General features: G+C 65.9%; 17 protein-coding genes. 14 read left to right on the forward strand and 3 right to left on the reverse strand.

The window, feature by feature from the left end:
• Positions 1-137: 137 nt before the first annotated feature.
• Together paaX and paaY are read right to left on the reverse strand one after the other, a co-directional pair.
• Positions 138-1,061 (reverse strand): phenylacetic acid degradation operon negative regulatory protein PaaX, encoded by a 924-nt coding sequence (gene paaX, locus GJV37_RS13020; protein WP_024764436.1) that lies wholly within the window; start codon positions 1,059-1,061, stop codon positions 138-140.
• A gap of 77 nt (positions 1,062-1,138) precedes the next feature.
• Positions 1,139-1,738, reverse strand: coding sequence for a phenylacetic acid degradation protein PaaY (gene paaY / locus GJV37_RS13025; RefSeq protein ID WP_170858776.1), 600 nt, complete (start codon positions 1,736-1,738; stop codon positions 1,139-1,141).
• 365 nt (positions 1,739-2,103) lie between these two features.
• Between paaY and paaF the strand changes: the two genes are divergently transcribed.
• From paaF to paaZ, 13 genes are all read left to right on the forward strand, one after another.
• Complete coding sequence (gene paaF / locus GJV37_RS13030; protein ID WP_170858777.1) at positions 2,104-2,877, forward strand: 2,3-dehydroadipyl-CoA hydratase PaaF; 774 nt, start codon at positions 2,104-2,106, stop codon at positions 2,875-2,877.
• Positions 2,878-2,914: 37 nt separating this feature from the next.
• Positions 2,915-3,706: a 2-(1,2-epoxy-1,2-dihydrophenyl)acetyl-CoA isomerase PaaG gene (gene paaG, locus GJV37_RS13035; protein WP_170858778.1), complete on the forward strand. Its 792-nt coding sequence runs from the start codon at positions 2,915-2,917 to the stop codon at positions 3,704-3,706.
• 3 nt (positions 3,707-3,709) lie between these two features.
• Complete coding sequence (gene paaH, locus GJV37_RS13040; protein WP_170858779.1) at positions 3,710-5,227, forward strand: 3-hydroxyacyl-CoA dehydrogenase PaaH; 1,518 nt, start codon at positions 3,710-3,712, stop codon at positions 5,225-5,227.
• Positions 5,220-5,660, forward strand: coding sequence for a hydroxyphenylacetyl-CoA thioesterase PaaI (paaI, locus tag GJV37_RS13045; RefSeq protein ID WP_170858780.1), 441 nt, complete (start codon positions 5,220-5,222; stop codon positions 5,658-5,660). The genes paaH and paaI overlap by 8 nt, the downstream gene beginning before the upstream one ends.
• Positions 5,657-6,871 carry a 3-oxoadipyl-CoA thiolase gene (gene pcaF / locus GJV37_RS13050; protein ID WP_170858781.1) on the forward strand — a complete coding sequence of 405 codons (1,215 nt, stop codon included), beginning with the start codon at positions 5,657-5,659 and terminating at the stop codon, positions 6,869-6,871. Before paaI ends, pcaF begins: the two co-directional genes overlap by 4 nt.
• A gap of 173 nt (positions 6,872-7,044) precedes the next feature.
• Positions 7,045-8,364, forward strand: coding sequence for a phenylacetate--CoA ligase PaaK (gene paaK, locus GJV37_RS13055; RefSeq protein WP_170858782.1), 1,320 nt, complete (start codon positions 7,045-7,047; stop codon positions 8,362-8,364).
• Between the two features lie 346 nt (positions 8,365-8,710).
• On the forward strand, positions 8,711-9,064 hold the full coding sequence (locus GJV37_RS13060) for a DUF1428 domain-containing protein (protein WP_170858783.1): 354 nt from the start codon (positions 8,711-8,713) through the stop codon (positions 9,062-9,064).
• A 453-nt stretch (positions 9,065-9,517) separates the two neighbouring features.
• A complete protein-coding gene (gene paaA, locus GJV37_RS13065) occupies positions 9,518-10,510 on the forward strand; it encodes a 1,2-phenylacetyl-CoA epoxidase subunit PaaA (protein ID WP_024764427.1) in 993 nt (330 codons plus the stop codon).
• A 20-nt stretch (positions 10,511-10,530) separates the two neighbouring features.
• Positions 10,531-10,812, forward strand: coding sequence for a 1,2-phenylacetyl-CoA epoxidase subunit PaaB (gene paaB, locus GJV37_RS13070; RefSeq protein ID WP_024764426.1), 282 nt, complete (start codon positions 10,531-10,533; stop codon positions 10,810-10,812).
• A gap of 11 nt (positions 10,813-10,823) precedes the next feature.
• Complete coding sequence (gene paaC, locus GJV37_RS13075) at positions 10,824-11,585, forward strand: 1,2-phenylacetyl-CoA epoxidase subunit PaaC (RefSeq protein WP_024764425.1); 762 nt, start codon at positions 10,824-10,826, stop codon at positions 11,583-11,585.
• The gene (paaD, locus tag GJV37_RS13080; RefSeq protein ID WP_170858785.1) at positions 11,572-12,105 is read left to right on the forward strand and encodes a 1,2-phenylacetyl-CoA epoxidase subunit PaaD; all 534 of its coding nucleotides are present in this window, start codon (positions 11,572-11,574) and stop codon (positions 12,103-12,105) included. The genes paaC and paaD overlap by 14 nt, the downstream gene beginning before the upstream one ends.
• A 167-nt stretch (positions 12,106-12,272) precedes the next feature.
• Positions 12,273-13,349 carry a 1,2-phenylacetyl-CoA epoxidase subunit PaaE gene (paaE, locus tag GJV37_RS13085; RefSeq protein ID WP_170858786.1) on the forward strand — a complete coding sequence of 359 codons (1,077 nt, stop codon included), beginning with the start codon at positions 12,273-12,275 and terminating at the stop codon, positions 13,347-13,349.
• A 180-nt stretch (positions 13,350-13,529) separates the two neighbouring features.
• Positions 13,530-15,581, forward strand: coding sequence for a phenylacetic acid degradation bifunctional protein PaaZ (gene paaZ / locus GJV37_RS13090; RefSeq protein ID WP_170858787.1), 2,052 nt, complete (start codon positions 13,530-13,532; stop codon positions 15,579-15,581).
• A gap of 113 nt (positions 15,582-15,694) precedes the next feature.
• Here paaZ and GJV37_RS13095 read toward each other — a convergent pair whose 3' ends face one another.
• Positions 15,695-16,060, reverse strand: coding sequence for a GFA family protein (locus GJV37_RS13095; protein WP_037010547.1), 366 nt, complete (start codon positions 16,058-16,060; stop codon positions 15,695-15,697).
• Positions 16,061-16,226: 166 nt separating this feature from the next.
• On the opposite strand from GJV37_RS13095, the gene GJV37_RS13100 reads away from it, so the two are divergent.
• Positions 16,227-17,426 (forward strand): MFS transporter, encoded by a 1,200-nt coding sequence (locus GJV37_RS13100; protein WP_024764420.1) that lies wholly within the window; start codon positions 16,227-16,229, stop codon positions 17,424-17,426.
• The last annotated feature ends 11 nt before the right edge of the window (positions 17,427-17,437 follow it).

Consider the following 17,437-nt stretch of genomic DNA (forward strand, 5'->3'; position numbering starts at 1 on the left):
TGTTGTTATTCAGCGACAGCCTCATGGGCCTGTCGTCATCGTCCGCCGCTCGCCTTCTCAGGAAGGATTCGCGGCGGTGTCCCCGCGCTGCAACCGCAGCGTTGCAGAGCGGGAAGCATTTTTCACGCCAACTCCTGTCAGTTCAATCCGCCGAAACGCTTGTAGAAGCTTTCCCCGACGTCCGGCAGCGGGCCGTCGGCGGTCTCCAGGTTGCGGTTCAGCCAGTCCTCGGCCTTGGCGTGGATCAGTCGGTAGATGTTGCGGCACAGCTGTCGCGCGGCGCGGCCTTCCCAATCACCCGGCAGCAGCTCGTCGGGCAGTTGTGGGTCGCGCAGTAGCAGCCGGCGGTATTCGTGGATCAAAAGGGTGCGCGCCAGGAAGCAGTCTTCCGGGCGCAACTGGTCCTGCTCGCGCAGTGCCTGCCAGAGCGGGCGGAACAGCTGGATGAATTCGCTGTAGTGCTCACCGAGCTCGTCGATCTTCCAGCTCTCGCGCACCTGCAGGCGCATGGCACGGGACGCCAGCACGTCCTGGGCGCGGGTTTCGAAGACAATGCAATCGTCGGCGACTTCGAGATCCTGCAGAGTCGCCATGACGTCGCTGCGGTCGGCGCGCGGGCAGGCCATGACGGTCGGCGAAATCGCGCCAAAGCCCTGCCATTCCAGTTCCTCGCGGACCTGCTTGCGCTTGTCGGCAGCGATCTGCGAGAGCATCACCAGGGTCCAGGAACCGTCCCAGGCCGGCAGGCTGGAGCTGTAGACGCGTTTGAAAGCCTTTTCGAACCGCCGCCGGCCAGTGCCGGTCAGGCTGTAGTAACTGCGCCGGCCGACCTTTTCGGCGGTCAGCCAGTCTTCCTTGGTCAGGCGGAAGATCGAGGTGCGGATCAGCCGCTCGTTGATGCCGAACGGTTCCAGCAGATTGATCAGGCTACCCAACCAGACGGTGCCGCCATGGGGTTCGATGGCATCGCCATACAGGGTGATGATCAGCGAACTGGCGCGGATCGGCGTCTGTTCCTGGAAGCGATTGATCAGCTGATTCAGCGGTGCTAGAGCGGTCATGGCACGTTGCGCAGGCGAAGGAGCGGCGACTATACCTGCCCGCCGCACCGCCTGGCCATTGGAGCGAACCCCAGTACTCATGCGCCCTTCCCTGTCTTGGGCCGGAAACCGGAATCACCCAGGCGCGGGCGCTCTTCTTCTATCTCTGCCAGCGGCTGGCACTCCACCAGGCTTTCGATACAGCGCCTGGCCAGGGCCTGGTATTCCTCGGTGCCACGGCGCTTCCAGGCGATCTCTTCGTCGCTGAGGCTGCGCTTGACGCTGGCCGGCGCGCCCATCACCAGGCTTTGCGCAGCGCACTCGAACTTCGCTTTGACGAAGGCGGCGGCTGAAACGATGGAGCGAGCACCGATCTGCGCGTAATCCATCACCACGGCGTTCATGCCCACCAGGGCGTCCTCGCCGATGCGGCAGCCGTGCAGCACAGCGCCATGGCCGATGTGGCCGTTGCGTTCGACGACGGTGTCGCTGTCCGGGAACCCGTGCATGACGCAGGTGTCCTGAAGGTTCGCGCCCTCTTCGAGGACGATCCGCCCGAAATCACCGCGCAGTGCCGCCAGAGGGCCGACGTAACAGCCGGGGCCGACGATGACGTCGCCGATCAGCACGGCGGTGGGATGGACATAGGCGGTCGGGTGTACGACGGGGCGCACGCCCTCGAGGCTGTAGCAAGGCATCGGGCTCTCCAGCTTTACGGCATCGCTGCGCAAAGCGATTTGTTCTTTTGCAATTCTTGTATCACATCAAATCAAACCAACCAATCTAAATCTGCCGTATCGCTTCCAGCGACCAGCTGAAGGCCTTTAAAAATCCTTGTGAAACCAGCAAATACGCTGGAACCATTACCTTGCATGAGAACCGAGCCGATTCATTCGATGGCATCGGCAGAAACATTTTAGACACGCAATTTAACTTTCATAGTTGTTTTATTGTATCGCTTTAGGCCTATACTGCGGAAAGGCCGGAGTCGGGCAACGCCTGCCTCCCATAATTCCAATACCAGCCGGCCATGCAGCCGTGCGTGCAGCCTGAGGACGATGTCATGCCTCGCACCCTTGCCGTTCAGATGCCTGAAGCGGGCGTCCGCCTGATCACCCTGCAGCGCCCCGAAGCGCTGAACGCCCTGAACACCGAACTGCTCGGCGAACTGGCCGCCGAACTCGACGCCGCCGAGCAGGACAGCGAAACCCGCGCCGTGGTGCTCACCGGTGGCCGCAAGGCCTTTGCCGCTGGCGCCGATATCAAGGAAATGGCCGAGCGCGACCTGGTCGGCATCCTCAACGATCCGCGTGTCGGTTACTGGCAGCGCATAGCCGGCTTCTCCAAGCCGCTGATCGCCGCCGTCAACGGCTTTGCCCTGGGCGGCGGCTGCGAGCTGGCCATGCACGCCGACATCCTGATTGCCGGGGAAGACGCCCGCTTCGGCCAGCCGGAAATCAACCTCGGCATCATGCCGGGCGCTGGCGGCACCCAACGCCTGCTGCGCGCCGTGGGCAAGCCGCTGGCCATGCAGATGGTCCTCACCGGTGAAGCCATCGACGCCCGCCATGCTCAGCGCGCCGGCCTGGTCAGCGAAGTCACCCAACCCGAATTCACCGTCGAACGTGCCCTGCAGATCGCCTGCAGCATCGCCGCCAAGGCGCCACTGGCCGTGCGCCTGGCCAAGGAAGCGCTGCTCAAGGCGCAAGACACCGATCTTGCGACCGGCCTGCGCTTCGAACGCCACGCCTTCACCCTGCTGGCCGGCACCGCCGACCGCATTGAGGGCATCCGCGCCTTCCAGGAAAAGCGCAAGCCGGCCTACGAAGGCCGCTGATCTCCCCTTTTTTGTCTTTGATGGAGCGAGCCCGCCCATGAACTTCGAGCACATCCTGTTTTCCATCGAGGACGGCGTCGCCCTCCTCAGCCTGAACCGCCCCGAACAGCTGAACAGCTTCAACACCGCCATGCACGGCGAAGTGCGCGAAGCACTCAAGCAGATCCGACAGAACCCGGAAGCCCGCGTGCTGCTGCTGACCGGTGAAGGCCGCGGCTTCTGCGCGGGCCAGGACCTGTCCGACCGCAACGTCGCACCCGGCGCGGAAGCGCCTGACCTCGGCCAGTCCATCGAGCAGTTCTACAACCCGCTGATCCGCACCCTGCGCGACTTGCCGCTGCCGGTCATCTGCGCGGTGAACGGCGTGGCCGCCGGCGCCGGCGCGAACATCCCGCTGGCCTGCGACCTGGTGCTGGCGGCGCGCTCGGCCAGCTTCATCCAGGCCTTCTGCAAGATTGGACTGATCCCCGATTCCGGCGGCACCTGGACCCTGCCGCGCCTGGTCGGCATGGCCCGCGCCAAGGCCCTCGCGCTGCTGGGCAATCGCCTGACCGCCGAGCAGGCCGAGCAATGGGGCCTGATCTACCAGGTGGTGGATGACGCCAACCTGCGTGAGGAAGCCCTCAAGCTCGCCCGTCATCTGGCCACCCAGCCGACCTACGGCCTGGCACTGATCAAGCGCAGCCTCAACGCCAGCCTGAACAACAGCTTCGACGAACAGTTGGAGCTGGAGCGCGATCTGCAGCGCCTGGCCGGGCGCAGCGAGGACTACCGCGAGGGCGTGGCCGCCTTCATGGAAAAACGCACCCCCAGCTTCAAGGGCCGCTGATCGATGAGCGCACTTCAGCAAGACGCGAAAGTCGCGGTCATTGGCGCCGGCGCCATGGGCGCGGGTATCGCCCAGGTCGCCGCCCAGGCCGGGCACCCGGTGAAGCTCTACGACAACCGCCCCGGCGCCGCCGCCCAGGCCATCGACGGCATCGACCGCCAGCTCGGCCGGCTGGTGGAAAAAGGCAAGCTTGACGCCGAAGCTCGCAACGCCATCATCGCCCGCCTGCAACCGGTGGAAGCCATCGAGGCGCTGGCCGATTCGAAGCTGGTGATCGAGGCCATCGTCGAGAACCTGGAGATCAAGCGCAGCCTGTTCCAGCAGCTGGAAGCCCTGTGCGCAGAAGACTGCATCCTCGCCAGCAACACCTCCTCGCTGTCCATCACCAGCCTCGCCGCCGGCCTCAAACGCCCGCAGCAGGTGGTCGGCATGCACTTCTTCAACCCGGCGCCGCTGATGGCGCTGGTGGAAGTCGTCTCCGGCCTCGCCACCGATCCTGCGCTGGCCGACAGCCTGTATGCCACCTCGCTGGCCTGGGGCAAGAAACCGGTTCACACCAAATCCACGCCCGGCTTCATCGTCAACCGCGTGGCGCGCCCCTTCTACGCCGAAAGCCTGCGCCTGCTGCAGGAAGGCGCCGCCGACTGCGCGACGCTGGATGCGCTGATGCGCGATGCCGGCGGCTTCCGCATGGGCGCCTTCGAGCTGACCGACCTGATCGGCCACGACGTCAACTACGCCGTCACCTGCTCGGTATTCGCCGCCTACTACGGCGACTTCCGCTTCCAGCCCTCGCTGATCCAGAAGGAACTGGTGGACGCCGGCCGCCTCGGCCGCAAGAGCGGTCGCGGCTTCTATGACTACGCCGAAGGTGCCGAGCGCCCGCAGCCGGCCAGCCTGAGCAGTGCCCCGCCTGTCAGCGCCTGCGTGCTGGAGGGCGACCTGGGCGTCGCCCAGCCGCTGGTACAGCGCCTGAAGGACGCTGGCATCGAGATCGTCCAGCGCGCCGGCAATGGCCTGCTGCGCGTCGGTGATGCAGTGATCGCGCTGTCCGATGGTCGCCTCGCCAGCCAGCGCGCCAAGCAAGACGGCCTGCGCAATCTCATGCTGATCGACCTCGCGCTGGATTACACCAAGGCTTCGCGCCTGGGCATTGCCTGCTCGGCGGACACCACGCCCGCAGCCCTCGACCAGGCCGTCGCTCTGCTGGCCAAGGCAGGCATCGCCACTAGCCGCCTGAGCGACACCCCCGGCCTTGCCGTGCTGCGCACCGTCGCCATGCTCGCCAACGAAGGCGCGGATGCCGTGCTGCAAGGCGTCGGCAGCGCCGCTGATATCGACCTCGCCATGCGCGCCGGCGTGAACTACCCGCAGGGCCCGCTGGCCTGGGCCGGGCAGATCGGCATCGGCAACGTGCTGCGCGTACTCGACAACCTGCAAACCGCCTACGGCGAGGAGCGCTATCGCCCGTCCCTGCTGCTGCGCCGCCTGCATGCCGAGGGGAGAGCTTTCCATGACTGACACCAGCCAACTCGCCCGCGACTGCGCCGAGGCGATGTACGAGCGCGACCAGGCCACCCGACGCATGGGCATCCAGTTGCTGGATGCCGGCCCCGGCAGCGCCAAGCTGTCGATGCGCGTGCGCGAGGACATGATCCAGGGCCACGGCACCTGCCACGGCGGCTACCTGTTCGCCCTGGCCGACTCGGCCTTCGCCTTCGCCTGCAACAGTTACAACGACGCCACCGTCGCCATTGGCTGCAGCATCGATTACGTGGCGCCGGCACGCGAAGGCGACGAGCTGATCGCCAGCGCTTTCGAGCAGAGCCGCAGCGGCCGCACCGGCAACTACGACGTGCGCATCGAGAATTCCCAGGGCCAACTGATCGCCCTGTTCCACGGCAAATCCTACAAAGTGCGCGGCACCGTGTTGGCGCAGGAGACCTCCGAATGACAGACCTCACTGACGCCCTGATCATCGACGCGGTGCGCACGCCGATTGGCCGCTACGCCGGCGCCCTGTCCGGCGTGCGCGCCGACGACCTCGCGGCGATCCCGATGAAGGCCCTGATGCAGCGCCACCCGGAGCTGGACTGGAGCGCCATCGACGACGTGATCTTCGGCTGCGCCAACCAGGCCGGCGAGGACAACCGCAATGTCGCGCATATGGCCTCGCTGCTGGCCGGCCTGCCGGTCACCGTGCCCGGCACCACACTCAACCGCCTGTGCGGCTCGGGCCTGGACGCCGTGGGCAGTGCCGCACGCGCCCTGCGCTGCGGCGAGGCCGGACTGATGCTGGCTGGCGGCGTGGAATCCATGTCCCGCGCGCCGTTCGTGATGGGCAAGTCCGAGCAGGCCTTTGGCCGCAGTGCGGAAATCTTCGATACCACCATCGGCTGGCGCTTCGTCAACAAACTGATGAAACAGCAGTTCGGCATCGACTCCATGCCCGAGACGGCGGAGAACGTCGCCGAGCAGTTCAACATCAGCCGCGAAGACCAGGATGCCTTCGCCCTGCGCAGCCAGCACAAGGCCGCCGCCGCCCAGGCCAATGGCCGTCTGGCGAAGGAAATCGTCCCGGTGGAGATTCCCCAGCGCAAAGGCCCGGCCAAGGTGGTCGAGCAGGACGAACACCCGCGCGGCGATACCACCCTGGAGCAACTGGCCAAGCTCGGCACACCGTTCCGCGAAGACGGCAGCGTCACTGCCGGCAACGCCTCGGGCGTCAACGACGGTGCCTGTGCGTTGCTGATGGCCTCCCCGGCCGCCGCTGCGCGTCACGGCCTGAGGGCCCGCGCCCGCGTGGTCGCCATGGCCACCGCCGGCGTCGAGCCGCGGATCATGGGTATCGGCCCGGTGCCGGCGACCCGCAAGGTGCTGGAGCTGGCCGGCCTGGCGCTGAACGACATGGACGTGATCGAACTCAACGAAGCCTTCGCCGCCCAGGGCCTAGCCGTGCTGCGCGAGCTGGGCCTGGCAGACGACGACGCGCGGGTGAACCCCAACGGCGGCGCCATCGCTCTCGGCCACCCGCTGGGCATGAGCGGTGCGCGCCTGGTCACCACCGCCCTGTATGAGCTGGAGGAACGCGGCGGCCGCTACGCCCTGTGCACCATGTGCATCGGCGTCGGCCAGGGCATCGCCCTGATCATCGAAAGAATCTGATCCACAGGGAGCTTCGCCCCCCGCACCGCCAGTCGCCAAGTGCGCCGGCTGGCAGACAGAGCAACGTCTCTGGCAGGGGTTCGAATCCTTCCGCGAACGGGGGCGTTATGCTGCTCCCATGACACTCGCAGCCCGCTTACGGGCTGGCGTACAAGAACAAATCGAGTGAACCCATGAACATGTACCATGATGCCGAACGTGCCCTGCTTGACCCGATGGAGACCGCCAGTGTCGACGAGCTGCGCCAGCACCAGCTGGAGCGCCTGCGCTGGAGCCTCAAGCACGCCCACGACAACGTCCCGCTGTACCAGAAGCGTTTCAATGAGGCCGGCGTACACCCGGACGACCTGACCTCCCTGGACGATCTCGCCAGGTTCCCCTTCACCGGCAAGAACGACCTGCGCGACAACTACCCCTACGGCATGTTCGCCGTGCCGCAGAACGAGATCGTGCGCCTGCACGCCTCCAGCGGCACCACCGGCAAACCCACGGTGGTCGGCTACACGCAGAACGACATCGACACCTGGGCCAACGTGGTCGCGCGTTCCATCCGCGCCGCCGGCGGCCGCAAGGGTGACAAGGTGCATGTGTCCTACGGCTACGGCCTGTTCACCGGCGGCCTGGGTGCGCACTACGGCGCCGAGCGCCTGGGCTGCACCGTGATCCCGATGTCCGGCGGCCAGACCGAGAAGCAGGTCCAGCTGATCCGCGATTTCCAGCCGGACATCATCATGGTCACCCCGTCCTACATGCTCAACATCGCCGACGAGATCGAGCGCCAGGGCGTCGACCCGCACAGCCTCAAGCTGCGCCTGGGCATCTTCGGCGCCGAGCCGTGGACCGCCGAACTGCGCCGCGCCGTGGAAGAACGCATGGGCATCACCGCCCTGGACATCTACGGCCTTTCGGAAATCATGGGCCCGGGCGTGGCCATGGAGTGTGCCGAGACCAAGGACGGCCCGACCGTCTGGGAAGACCACTTCTACCCCGAGATCATCGACCCGGCGACCGGCGCCGTGCTGCCGGACGGCCAGTACGGCGAGCTGGTGTTCACCTCGCTGTCGAAGGAAGCGCTGCCGATGATCCGCTACCGCACCCGCGACCTGACCCGCCTGCTGCCGGGCACCGCGCGGCCGATGCGGCGCATCGACAAGATCACCGGGCGCAGCGACGACATGCTGATCATCCGTGGCGTCAATGTCTTCCCGACCCAGGTCGAGGAACAGGTGCTGAAGATCAAGCAGCTCGCCGAGTGCTACGAGATCCACCTGCACCGCAATGGCAACCTCGACTGCATTGACGTCCACGTCGAACTGCGCCACGACCAGCAGAACCTGTCGGCGGACGAACAGAAGGCCATCGGCAGCGAACTGGGCAAGCAGATCAAGACCCACATCGGCGTCAGCGCCCGCGTGCTGGTGCAGCCGAGCCACAGCCTCAAGCGTTCGGAAGGCAAGGCTTGCCACGTGTATGACAATCGGCCCAAGGGCTGATTCGCCGGCGTGACTGAAGGCCCCGCTTCGGCGGGGCTTTTTATCTTCCGAAGGAGTGATTTAGAACCTCGGCCCGCGCAATCACCCCTCACCCCAGCCCTCTCCCAAGGGGAGAGGGAGCAGTTCGCAACTGCCGGTTGGCTCGGCATTCCTCTTCACGCCGAACGGTCCCCTCTCCCTCTGGGAGAGGGTTAGGGTGAGGGAACGCCCAGCGCCCATCGCTCCCGCAACACGACAACCATCCGTCGCCCCGCCCTCCCTGCCTGTCGATCCTTCACACTGCCCTTCGACTATTCCTCAAAGGCAGGCGGCATCCGGCCGTCTGCCCAATCGCAGGAGAAGAGCGATGACCTATGTCGATGGTTTCCTCGTACCGGTGCCCACCGCCAGCCGTGAGCGCTACATCGAAGTGGCACGCAAGGCGGCGGCGCTGTTCAAGGAGCATGGCGCACTGAGCGTCATCGAGTGCTGGGGCGACGACGTGCCCGAGGGCAAGGTGACCTCCTTCCCCATGGCCGTGAAACGCAAGGACGACGAAACCGTGGTGTTCTCCTGGATCACCTGGCCGAGCAAGCAGGCACGGGACGAAGGCATGAAGAAGTTCATGGAGGACGCCCGCATGAAAACCGACTTGAACGACATGCCCTTCGACGGGCAACGCATGATCTTTGGCGGCTTCCAGGTGATCGTCCAGGCCTGACGCCTGCCTCTCCCCACACGCGCTGCTCATTGTAGGACCGAGGGGGACGCCTAGTTCTTGCTCGCGAACCGCTCGACGCCTGGTCATCGGCAAGCATGGTTCGCGAGCAAGCTCGCTCCTACAATCCCTCCTAACCACCGCATATGATTCATTCATAAAAATACATTTGCGTATCACTTTGTCATCTTTCCGGTGAATGGCAGGCGCTTTTCACGCCCAGGCAAATACGCCGCAGAATTCCGATAAATTCCTGCACAATTCTCACTTTTTACCGAATTATCTCGGTGAATTGCGCTCCTTTGCGCGCCCGCCTGCTCCCAAAAGACCGCCAAAGCGATACACAATCCATTTACAACACATCATTTAGTGTTAGACATTCATTTCTGTATCATTTAAAACTACAGCCATGGCCAAGGCCGTCCCACGAACAAGACAAAAGGCTGGAGACACAGCATGTACGCACAACTGGTTGAGACCGGCGTGAAGCGCATCAAGGCGCTGGACGAGATGTCGCCGGAAGAACGCGCCTTCCAGGAAAAGATCGATGCCGAGATCAAGATCGAGGCAAAGAACTGGATGCCCGACGCCTACCGCCAGACGCTGATCCGGCAGATTTCCCAGCACGCCCACTCCGAGATCGTCGGCATGCTGCCCGAGGGCAACTGGGTGACCCGCGCACCGACCTTGAAGCGCAAGCTGCAACTGATGGCGAAGATCCAGGACGAAGCCGGCCACGGCCTGTACCTCTACAGCGCCATGGAAACCCTGGGCGCCGACCGTGATACCGAGATCGCCAAGCTGCATTCGGGCAAGGCAAAGTATTCGAGCATCTTCAACTACCCGACGCTGAACTGGGCCGACATGGGCGCGGTGGGTTGGCTGGTGGATGGTGCGGCGATCGTCAACCAGGTGGTGCTGCAGCGCACCTCCTACGGCCCCTACTCGCGCGCGATGATCCGCATCTGCAAGGAAGAGAGCTTCCACCAGCGCCAGGGTTACGAAATCCTCCTGACCATGATGCGCCACGGCAACCAGGCACAGAAGGACATGGTTCAGGACGCCATCAACCGCCTCTGGTGGCCGGCGCTGATGATGTTCGGCCCCAGCGACGCCGACTCCCCCAACAGCGCCCAGTCCATGGCCTGGAAGATCAAGCGGCAGAGCAACGACGAGCTGCGCCAGCGCTTCGTCGACCAGACCGTGCCGCAACTCGAACTGCTCGGCTGCACCGCCCCGGACCCGGACCTGAAGTGGAACGAGGAGCGCGGCCACTACGACTTCGGCGACATCCAGTGGGAAGAATTCTACGAAGTGCTCAAGGGCAACGGCCCGTGCAACACCGAGCGCGTCGCCACCCGCCGCAAAGCCATCGAAGACGGCGCCTGGGTCCGCGAAGCCGCGGTCGCCTACGCCCGCAAACAACAACAGAAGAAAGACGCCGCCTGAGCCGCGAGGAGAGAAAAGTCATGTCCGAGTGGACTTTGTTCGAAGTATTCGTGCGTAGCAAACACGGCCTGAACCACAAGCACGTTGGCAGCGTCCATGCCGCCGACGCCGCCATGGCCATCGAGAACGCCCGCGAGCTGTACACCCGCCGCAACGAAGGCGTGAGCCTGTGGGTCGTGCCCTCCGCGCTGATCACCGCCTCCTCCCCCGACGAGAAGGACCCGCTGTTCGACCCGGCGCAGGACAAGGTCTACCGCCATGCCAGCTTCTACGAGCTGCCGCCCGAAGTCGGCCACATGTGAGATCGCGTGCGATGAACCCGAATTCTGACAAGATCGAATACCTGCTGCGCCTCGCCGACAGCGCCCTGATCCAGGGCCAGCGCCTGTGCGAATGGTGCGGCCACGCCCCGGCCCTGGAAGAAGAGCTGGCGCTGATGAACGTCGGCCTCGACCTGGTGGGCCAGGCGCGCAACTGGTACGAGTACGCCGTGGAACTGCTGGACGACGGCCGCGACGCCGACCACCTGGCCTTCCGCCGCGACGAGCGCGCCTTCCGCAACCTCCTGCTGGTCGAGCAGCCCAACGGCGACTTCGCCGTGACCATCGCCAAGCAGTTCCTCTATGACGCCTGGCACTTCCATGTGCTGCACGCCCTGAGCAGCTCCAGCGACGAGCGTATCGCCGCCATCGCCGCCAAGGGCCTGAAGGAAGTCACCTACCACCTGCGCCGTTCCTCCGAGTGGATGCAGCGTCTGGGCGACGGCACCGAGGAAAGCCATGCGCGCATGCTCGCGGCGATCCCGCAGGTATGGCGCTTCACCGTCGAGCTGTGCAACGCGGACGAATTAGAGCAGCGCCTGTTCGAAGCCGGGATCGCACCGAACCCGACTGAGCTGGCCAATGCCTGGAAGTCCAAGGTCGCCGACATCTTCGCCGCCGCGACCCTGCCGTTGCCGGAGCCTGCGGTGAACTTCTACCTCAGCGGCCGCCGTGGCCTGCACACCGAGCACCTGGGCATTCTCCTGGCCGAGATGCAGTTCCTCCAGCGGGCCTACCCCGATGCAACCTGGTGAGCTGATTACCAGCGATCGCGGCGCGCGCGCCGGCACGGCTGATGACCTCAGCCGCGCCTGGCACGTACTCGGCGCGGTGATGGACCCGGAGGTCCCAGTGGTCAGCGTGGTCGATCTGGGCATCGTGCGCGGGCTCCACTGGCTGGATGGCCACCTGCATGTGGTGGTCACCCCGACCTACTCCGGCTGCCCGGCCACCGAAGTCATCGAGCAGGACATCCAGCACGCCCTGGAGCACGCCGGCTTCGCCGCGCCGCAACTGGAGCGCCGCCTGAGCCCGGCCTGGACCACCGACTGGATCAGCGACAGCGGCCGCCAGGCGCTGCGCGACTACGGCATCGCCCCGCCGGCCGGCAGCACCAGCAAGCGCAGCCTGCTTGGCGAGACCCCGGAAGTGCGCTGCCCGCAGTGCGGCAGCCTGCACACCGAGCAGCTCAGCCAGTTCGGCTCCACCGCCTGCAAGGCGCTGTACCGCTGCATCGACTGCCGCGAACCCTTCGATTACTTCAAGTGCATCTAGGAGGACGAAGACAAACCGCTGCGCTAAGCCACGCGTCGCTGAAAACGACTTCGAATTGCTCATTCACAGATGTGAACCCCGCTTCCGAAGCCGCTTCCGCCTCGCCTGACCTTCGCTCGCGACGTTTGTAGTCGCCCTCCGCGCGGTAGAACCGCAGGAGAACAACAATGAGCAAATTCCACAGCCTGAAAATCAAGGAAGTGCGCGCCGAAACCCGCGATGCGGTGTCCATCGCCTTCGACGTCCCGGCGGACCTGGCCGACAGCTTCCGCTTCCAGCATGGCCAGCACCTGGTGATGCGCACCCAACTCGACGGTGAGGAAGTGCGCCGCTCCTACTCCATCTGCAGCGGCGTGAATGACGGCGAGCTGCGCGTGGCGATCAAGCGCGTGCCGGGCGGGCTTTTCTCCGCCTACGCCAACGAGACGCTGAAGGTCGGCGCCAGCCTGGAAGTCATGCCGCCAGCCGGCCACTTCAATGTCGAACTGGACCCGGCGCGCCACGGCAACTACCTGGCGGTCGCCGCCGGCAGCGGCATCACGCCGATCCTGTCGATCGTCAAGACCACCCTGGAAACCGAGCCGCACAGCCGCGTCACCCTGCTCTATGGCAACCGCTCCAGCAACGCCGCGATGTTCCGCGAGCAGCTCGAAGACCTGAAGAACCGCTACCTTCAGCGCCTCAACCTGATTTTCGTGTTCAGCCGCGAGCAGCAGGACGTCGACCTGTACAACGGCCGCATCGACGCCGACAAGTGTGGCCAACTGTTCAGCCGCTGGCTCGACGTGAAGAGCCTGGACGCTGCCTTCATCTGCGGCCCGCAGGCGATGACCGAGACCGTGCGCGACCAGCTCAAGGGCAACGGCATGCCGGCCGAGCGCATCCATTTCGAGCTGTTCGCCGCCGCCGGCAGCGAGAGCAAGCGCGAAGCCCGCCAGGCTGCCGCTGCCGTCGACAGCGCGAAGAGCCAGATTACCGTGATCAGCGACGGCCGCGAGCTGTCCTTCGAGCTGGCCCGCAACAGCGTCAGCGTGCTCGACGCCGGCAACGCCCAGGGCGCCGAACTGCCGTACTCGTGCAAGGCCGGCGTGTGCTCGACCTGCAAGTGCAAGGTGGTTTCCGGCGAGGTGGAAATGGACAGCAACTTCGCGCTGGAGGACTACGAAGTGGCAGCGGGCTACGTACTGAGCTGCCAGGCGTACCCGATCAGCGACAACGTCGTGCTCGATTTCGACCAGCTCTGATCTGGCCCTGCGCTCCTGCAGAAAGAATTCAGCTCCACCGCCAGCGCCCACAAGGCCGCTGGCGAACCTAATCCGGCGGCATCGTCCCGCCAATGAAGAATGCGCCGCCGACGCCCACCCGGCGCGGCGGTCACCGGCAGCAGCCGGCACCCTTGCGTAGCGATCCGGAGGACAACAACCATGGCCCAAGAGCCTATCCTGCAAAGTTTCATCGGCGGCCGCTGGGTCGGCCAGCATGGCGCCCAGGCGCTACGTAGCGCGCTCAATGGCCAGAGCGTGGCGCGCACCCACGAGGAGGCGCTGGACTTCGCCGAAGCCGTCGCCCACGCCCGTGAGCAGGGCCTCAAGGAACTGATGTCCATGGACTTCCAGCAGCGCGCCCAGCGCCTGAAAGCCCTGGCGCTGTACCTCACCGAGCGCAAGGAAGAGCTCTACGAGATTTCCCGCCACAGCGGCGCCACCCGCGCCGACAGCTGGATCGACATCGAAGGCGGCGCCGGCACCCTGTTCGCCTACGCCGGCGTCGGCGGCCGCGAGCTGCCCTCGGGCAACGTGGTCCACGAAGGCCCGGCCATGCCGCTGGGCAAGACCGGCAAGTTCGCCGGCAGCCACATCCTAGTGCCGCGCGGCGGCATCGCGGTGCACATCAACGCCTTCAACTTCCCCATCTGGGGGATGCTGGAGAAGTTCGCGCCGAGCTTCCTCGCCGGCATGCCGTGCATCGTCAAACCGGCCACCGCCACCAGCTACATCACCGAAGCCGCCGTGCGCGTGATGCACGAATCCGGCCTGCTCCCGGCCGGCAGCCTGCAACTGATCATCGGCGGCACCGGCGACCTGCTGGACCGCCTGCAGGGCCAGGACATCGTCACCTTCACCGGCTCCGCCGACACCGCCGCCAAGCTGCGCGTCAATCCAAACCTGATCCGTAACTCGGTGCCGTTCAACGCCGAGGCCGACTCGCTGAACTGCGCCATTCTCGCGCCGGACGTCACCCCGGACGACGAGGAATTCGACCTCTTCGTCAAGGAAGTGGCCCGCGAGATGACCGTGAAAGCCGGGCAGAAATGCACCGCCATCCGCCGCGCCATCGTGCCCGCCAAGCACATCGACGCCGTTGCCGAGCGCCTGCGTGACCGCCTGGCCAAGGTCGTGGTCGGCGATCCCTCAGTGGATGGCGTGAAAATGGGCGCCCTGGCCTCCCATGCCCAGCAGGCCGACGTCGCCGAGCGCGTGGAAGCCCTGCTGAAATCCAGCGAACTGGTGTTCGGCGCGAAGGACGGCTTCGCCCCGCGCGGCGACGGCGTGGCCGAAGGCGCATTCTTCGCCCCGACCCTGCTGCGCAGCCGCGATCCGCACGCCGAAGGCGGCGCCCACGACATCGAGGCGTTCGGTCCGGTGACCACCCTGATGGCCTACGACGATATCGACGAAGCCGTCGCCCTCGCCGCTCGCGGCAAGGGCAGCCTGGTGGCGAGCCTGATCACCCGTGATCCGCAGGTCGCCGCAAAAGTCGTCCCGGTAATGGGCGCCCTGCACGGCCGCCTGCACATCCTCGACCGCGAGTCCGCCGCCGAATCCACCGGCCACGGCTCGCCCCTGCCGGTGCTCAAGCACGGCGGCCCGGGTCGCGCCGGCGGTGGTGAAGAACTGGGCGGCGTGCGCGCGGTGAAGCACTACCTGCAGCGCACCGCCGTACAGGGCTCGCCGACCATGCTGATGGCCGTCACCGGCGAGTACGTGCGCGGCGCCAAGGTCTACGAGACCGAGGTGCACCCGTTCCGCCGCTACTTCGACGACCTGAAGATCGGCGAGTCGCTGCTGACCCACCGCCGCACCGTCACCGAGGCGGACCTGGTCAACTTCGGCTGCCTGTCGGGCGACCACTTCTACATGCACTTCGACGAACTGGCGGCCAAGGACTCGCAGTTCGGCAAGCGCATCGCCCATGGCTACTTCGTGCTCTCGGCGGCGGCCGGCCTGTTCGTCTCGCCCGGCGTCGGCCCGGTGCTGGCCAACTACGGCCTGGACAGCCTGCGCTTCATCAACCCGGTGGGCATCGGCGACACCATCCAGGCGCGCCTGACCTGCAAGCGCAAGATCGACCAAGGCAAGAAGAGCCCCAAGGGCGAACCGCAGGGCGTGGTCGCCTGGGACGTGGAAGTCACCAACCAGCTCGGCGAACTGGTGGCCAGCTACGACATCCTCACCCTGGTGCTCAAGCGCGCGTGATGCGCTGAGCGCTCAACTCCGCTGCCATCTTCGACCGGCCTTCGGGCCGGTTTTTTCATGCCCGCGCGCTGCCGACATGCAGGCGCCAGCGGAGCCTCTCCGCTGCCAGGGCCCTACTGGTCGGGCGCCGCCACGGTGGTCATGCTCCTGCCATCCACCCGCCGCAGCGGCAGCGATTCAGGGTCGAACCCGTCGATGCAGCAGGCGTTCACGCTGAGCAGCGCCGGGTTGCTGCGGCGCTGGTGATAGACGTAGATCCCGCACGTTCCGCAGAAATAGTGCAGCGCCACGCCGCTGTTCCAGCGATACAGGCGCAAGGCCTGATCGCCGCGGGTCAGACGGAAGTTGCCCTTCGGCACGGTTGCCATCAGCGCATTGCGCTTGCCGCACAACGAGCAGTCGCAGCGCACCAGTTCGTCGAGTTCCGCGTCGAAGGCGAAAGCCACCGCGCCGCAGTGGCAGGTGCCGGTGTAGTGCATGGCTAATCCCTCGTCACAAGTGCCCTTGATCACTGCCTGCAAGCGTAGCCCCTCGCCCTATTCGTGATTCAGGATCAACTATCCTTTGCCCTTCACCGCGTTTTTCTCAAGGGCTGACTTCCGGACAATGCCTCCCATCGCATCCCATTCGTCCGGAGCCCCCACCATGCCCCTCGCCCTCCTGGCGCTGACGCTCAGTGCCTTCGCCATCGGCACGACGGAGTTCGTCATCGTCGGCCTGATTCCCACCATCGCCAGCGACCTGGGGGTCACCCTGCCCTCCGCCGGCCTGCTGGTGAGCCTCTACGCCCTGAGCGTCGCCATCGGCGCACCGCTGCTGACCGCCATGACCGGGCGCATTCCACGCAAGGCGTTGCTGGTCGGGTTGATGGCGTTGTTCACCGTCGGCAACCTGGTGGCCTGGCAGGCGCCCAGCTACGAATCGCTGATCGTCGCGCGCATCCTCACCGGCCTCGCCCACGGCGTGTTCTTCTCGGTCGGCTCGATCATCGCCACCAACCTGGTGAGCAAGGACAAGGCCGCCAGCGCCATCGCCACCATGTTCAGCGGCATGACCGTCGCCTTCGTCACCGGCATTCCGCTGGGTACCTTCATCGGCCAGCACCTGGGCTGGCGCGTGACCTTCCTGGTGGTGGCCGCCTTTGGCGTGATCGCCCTGCTCGGCAGCCTGCTGTTCGTGCCGAAGAACATCCAGCACACGCCGCCGGCGCCGCTGCTGCGCCAGGCCCGCGTGCTGCTGCAGCCGCGCCTGCTGCTGGTCTACGCGATGACCGCGGTGGGCTACGGCGGCTCGCTGATCGCCTTCACCTTCCTCGCGCCGATCCTCCAGGATCTGGCCGGTTTCAGCCCGAACATGGTCGGCGCCGTGCTCCTGGCCTACGGTGTCTCGGTAGCCATCGGCAATATCTGGGGCGGCCGCCTGGCTGACAAACGCGGTCCGGTGAGCGCCCTGAAGATCATCTTCGGCCTGCTGGCTTCGGTGCTGCTGGTGCTCACCTTCACCGCCGGCAACCCGTGGCTGGTGGTGTTGACCGTGCTCGCCTGGGGCGCCGTCGCCTTCGGCAACGTACCGGGTCTGCAGGTCTACGTGGTACAGCAGGCCGAGCGCGTGGCGCCGGACGCCGTGGACGTGGCCGCCGGCTTCAACATCGCCGCGTTCAACCTCGGCGTGGCCGGTGGCTCCTGGGCCGGCGGCCTGGTGGTCAGCCACCTGGGCCTGGGCCATACGCCCTGGATCGCCGCTGTCGTCACCCTCGCCGCCTTCGGCCTGACCGCCCTGAGCGGTCGTCTGGACCGGCGCAATTCCATGGAACCGGCCGCCCCTGGCGCGGTTCCCACTCACTGATCGACCACAAG

Origin of the sequence: Pseudomonas nitroreducens, from assembly GCF_010994165.1 — a bacterium.
Lineage (GTDB): Bacteria > Pseudomonadota > Gammaproteobacteria > Pseudomonadales > Pseudomonadaceae > Pseudomonas > Pseudomonas nitroreducens.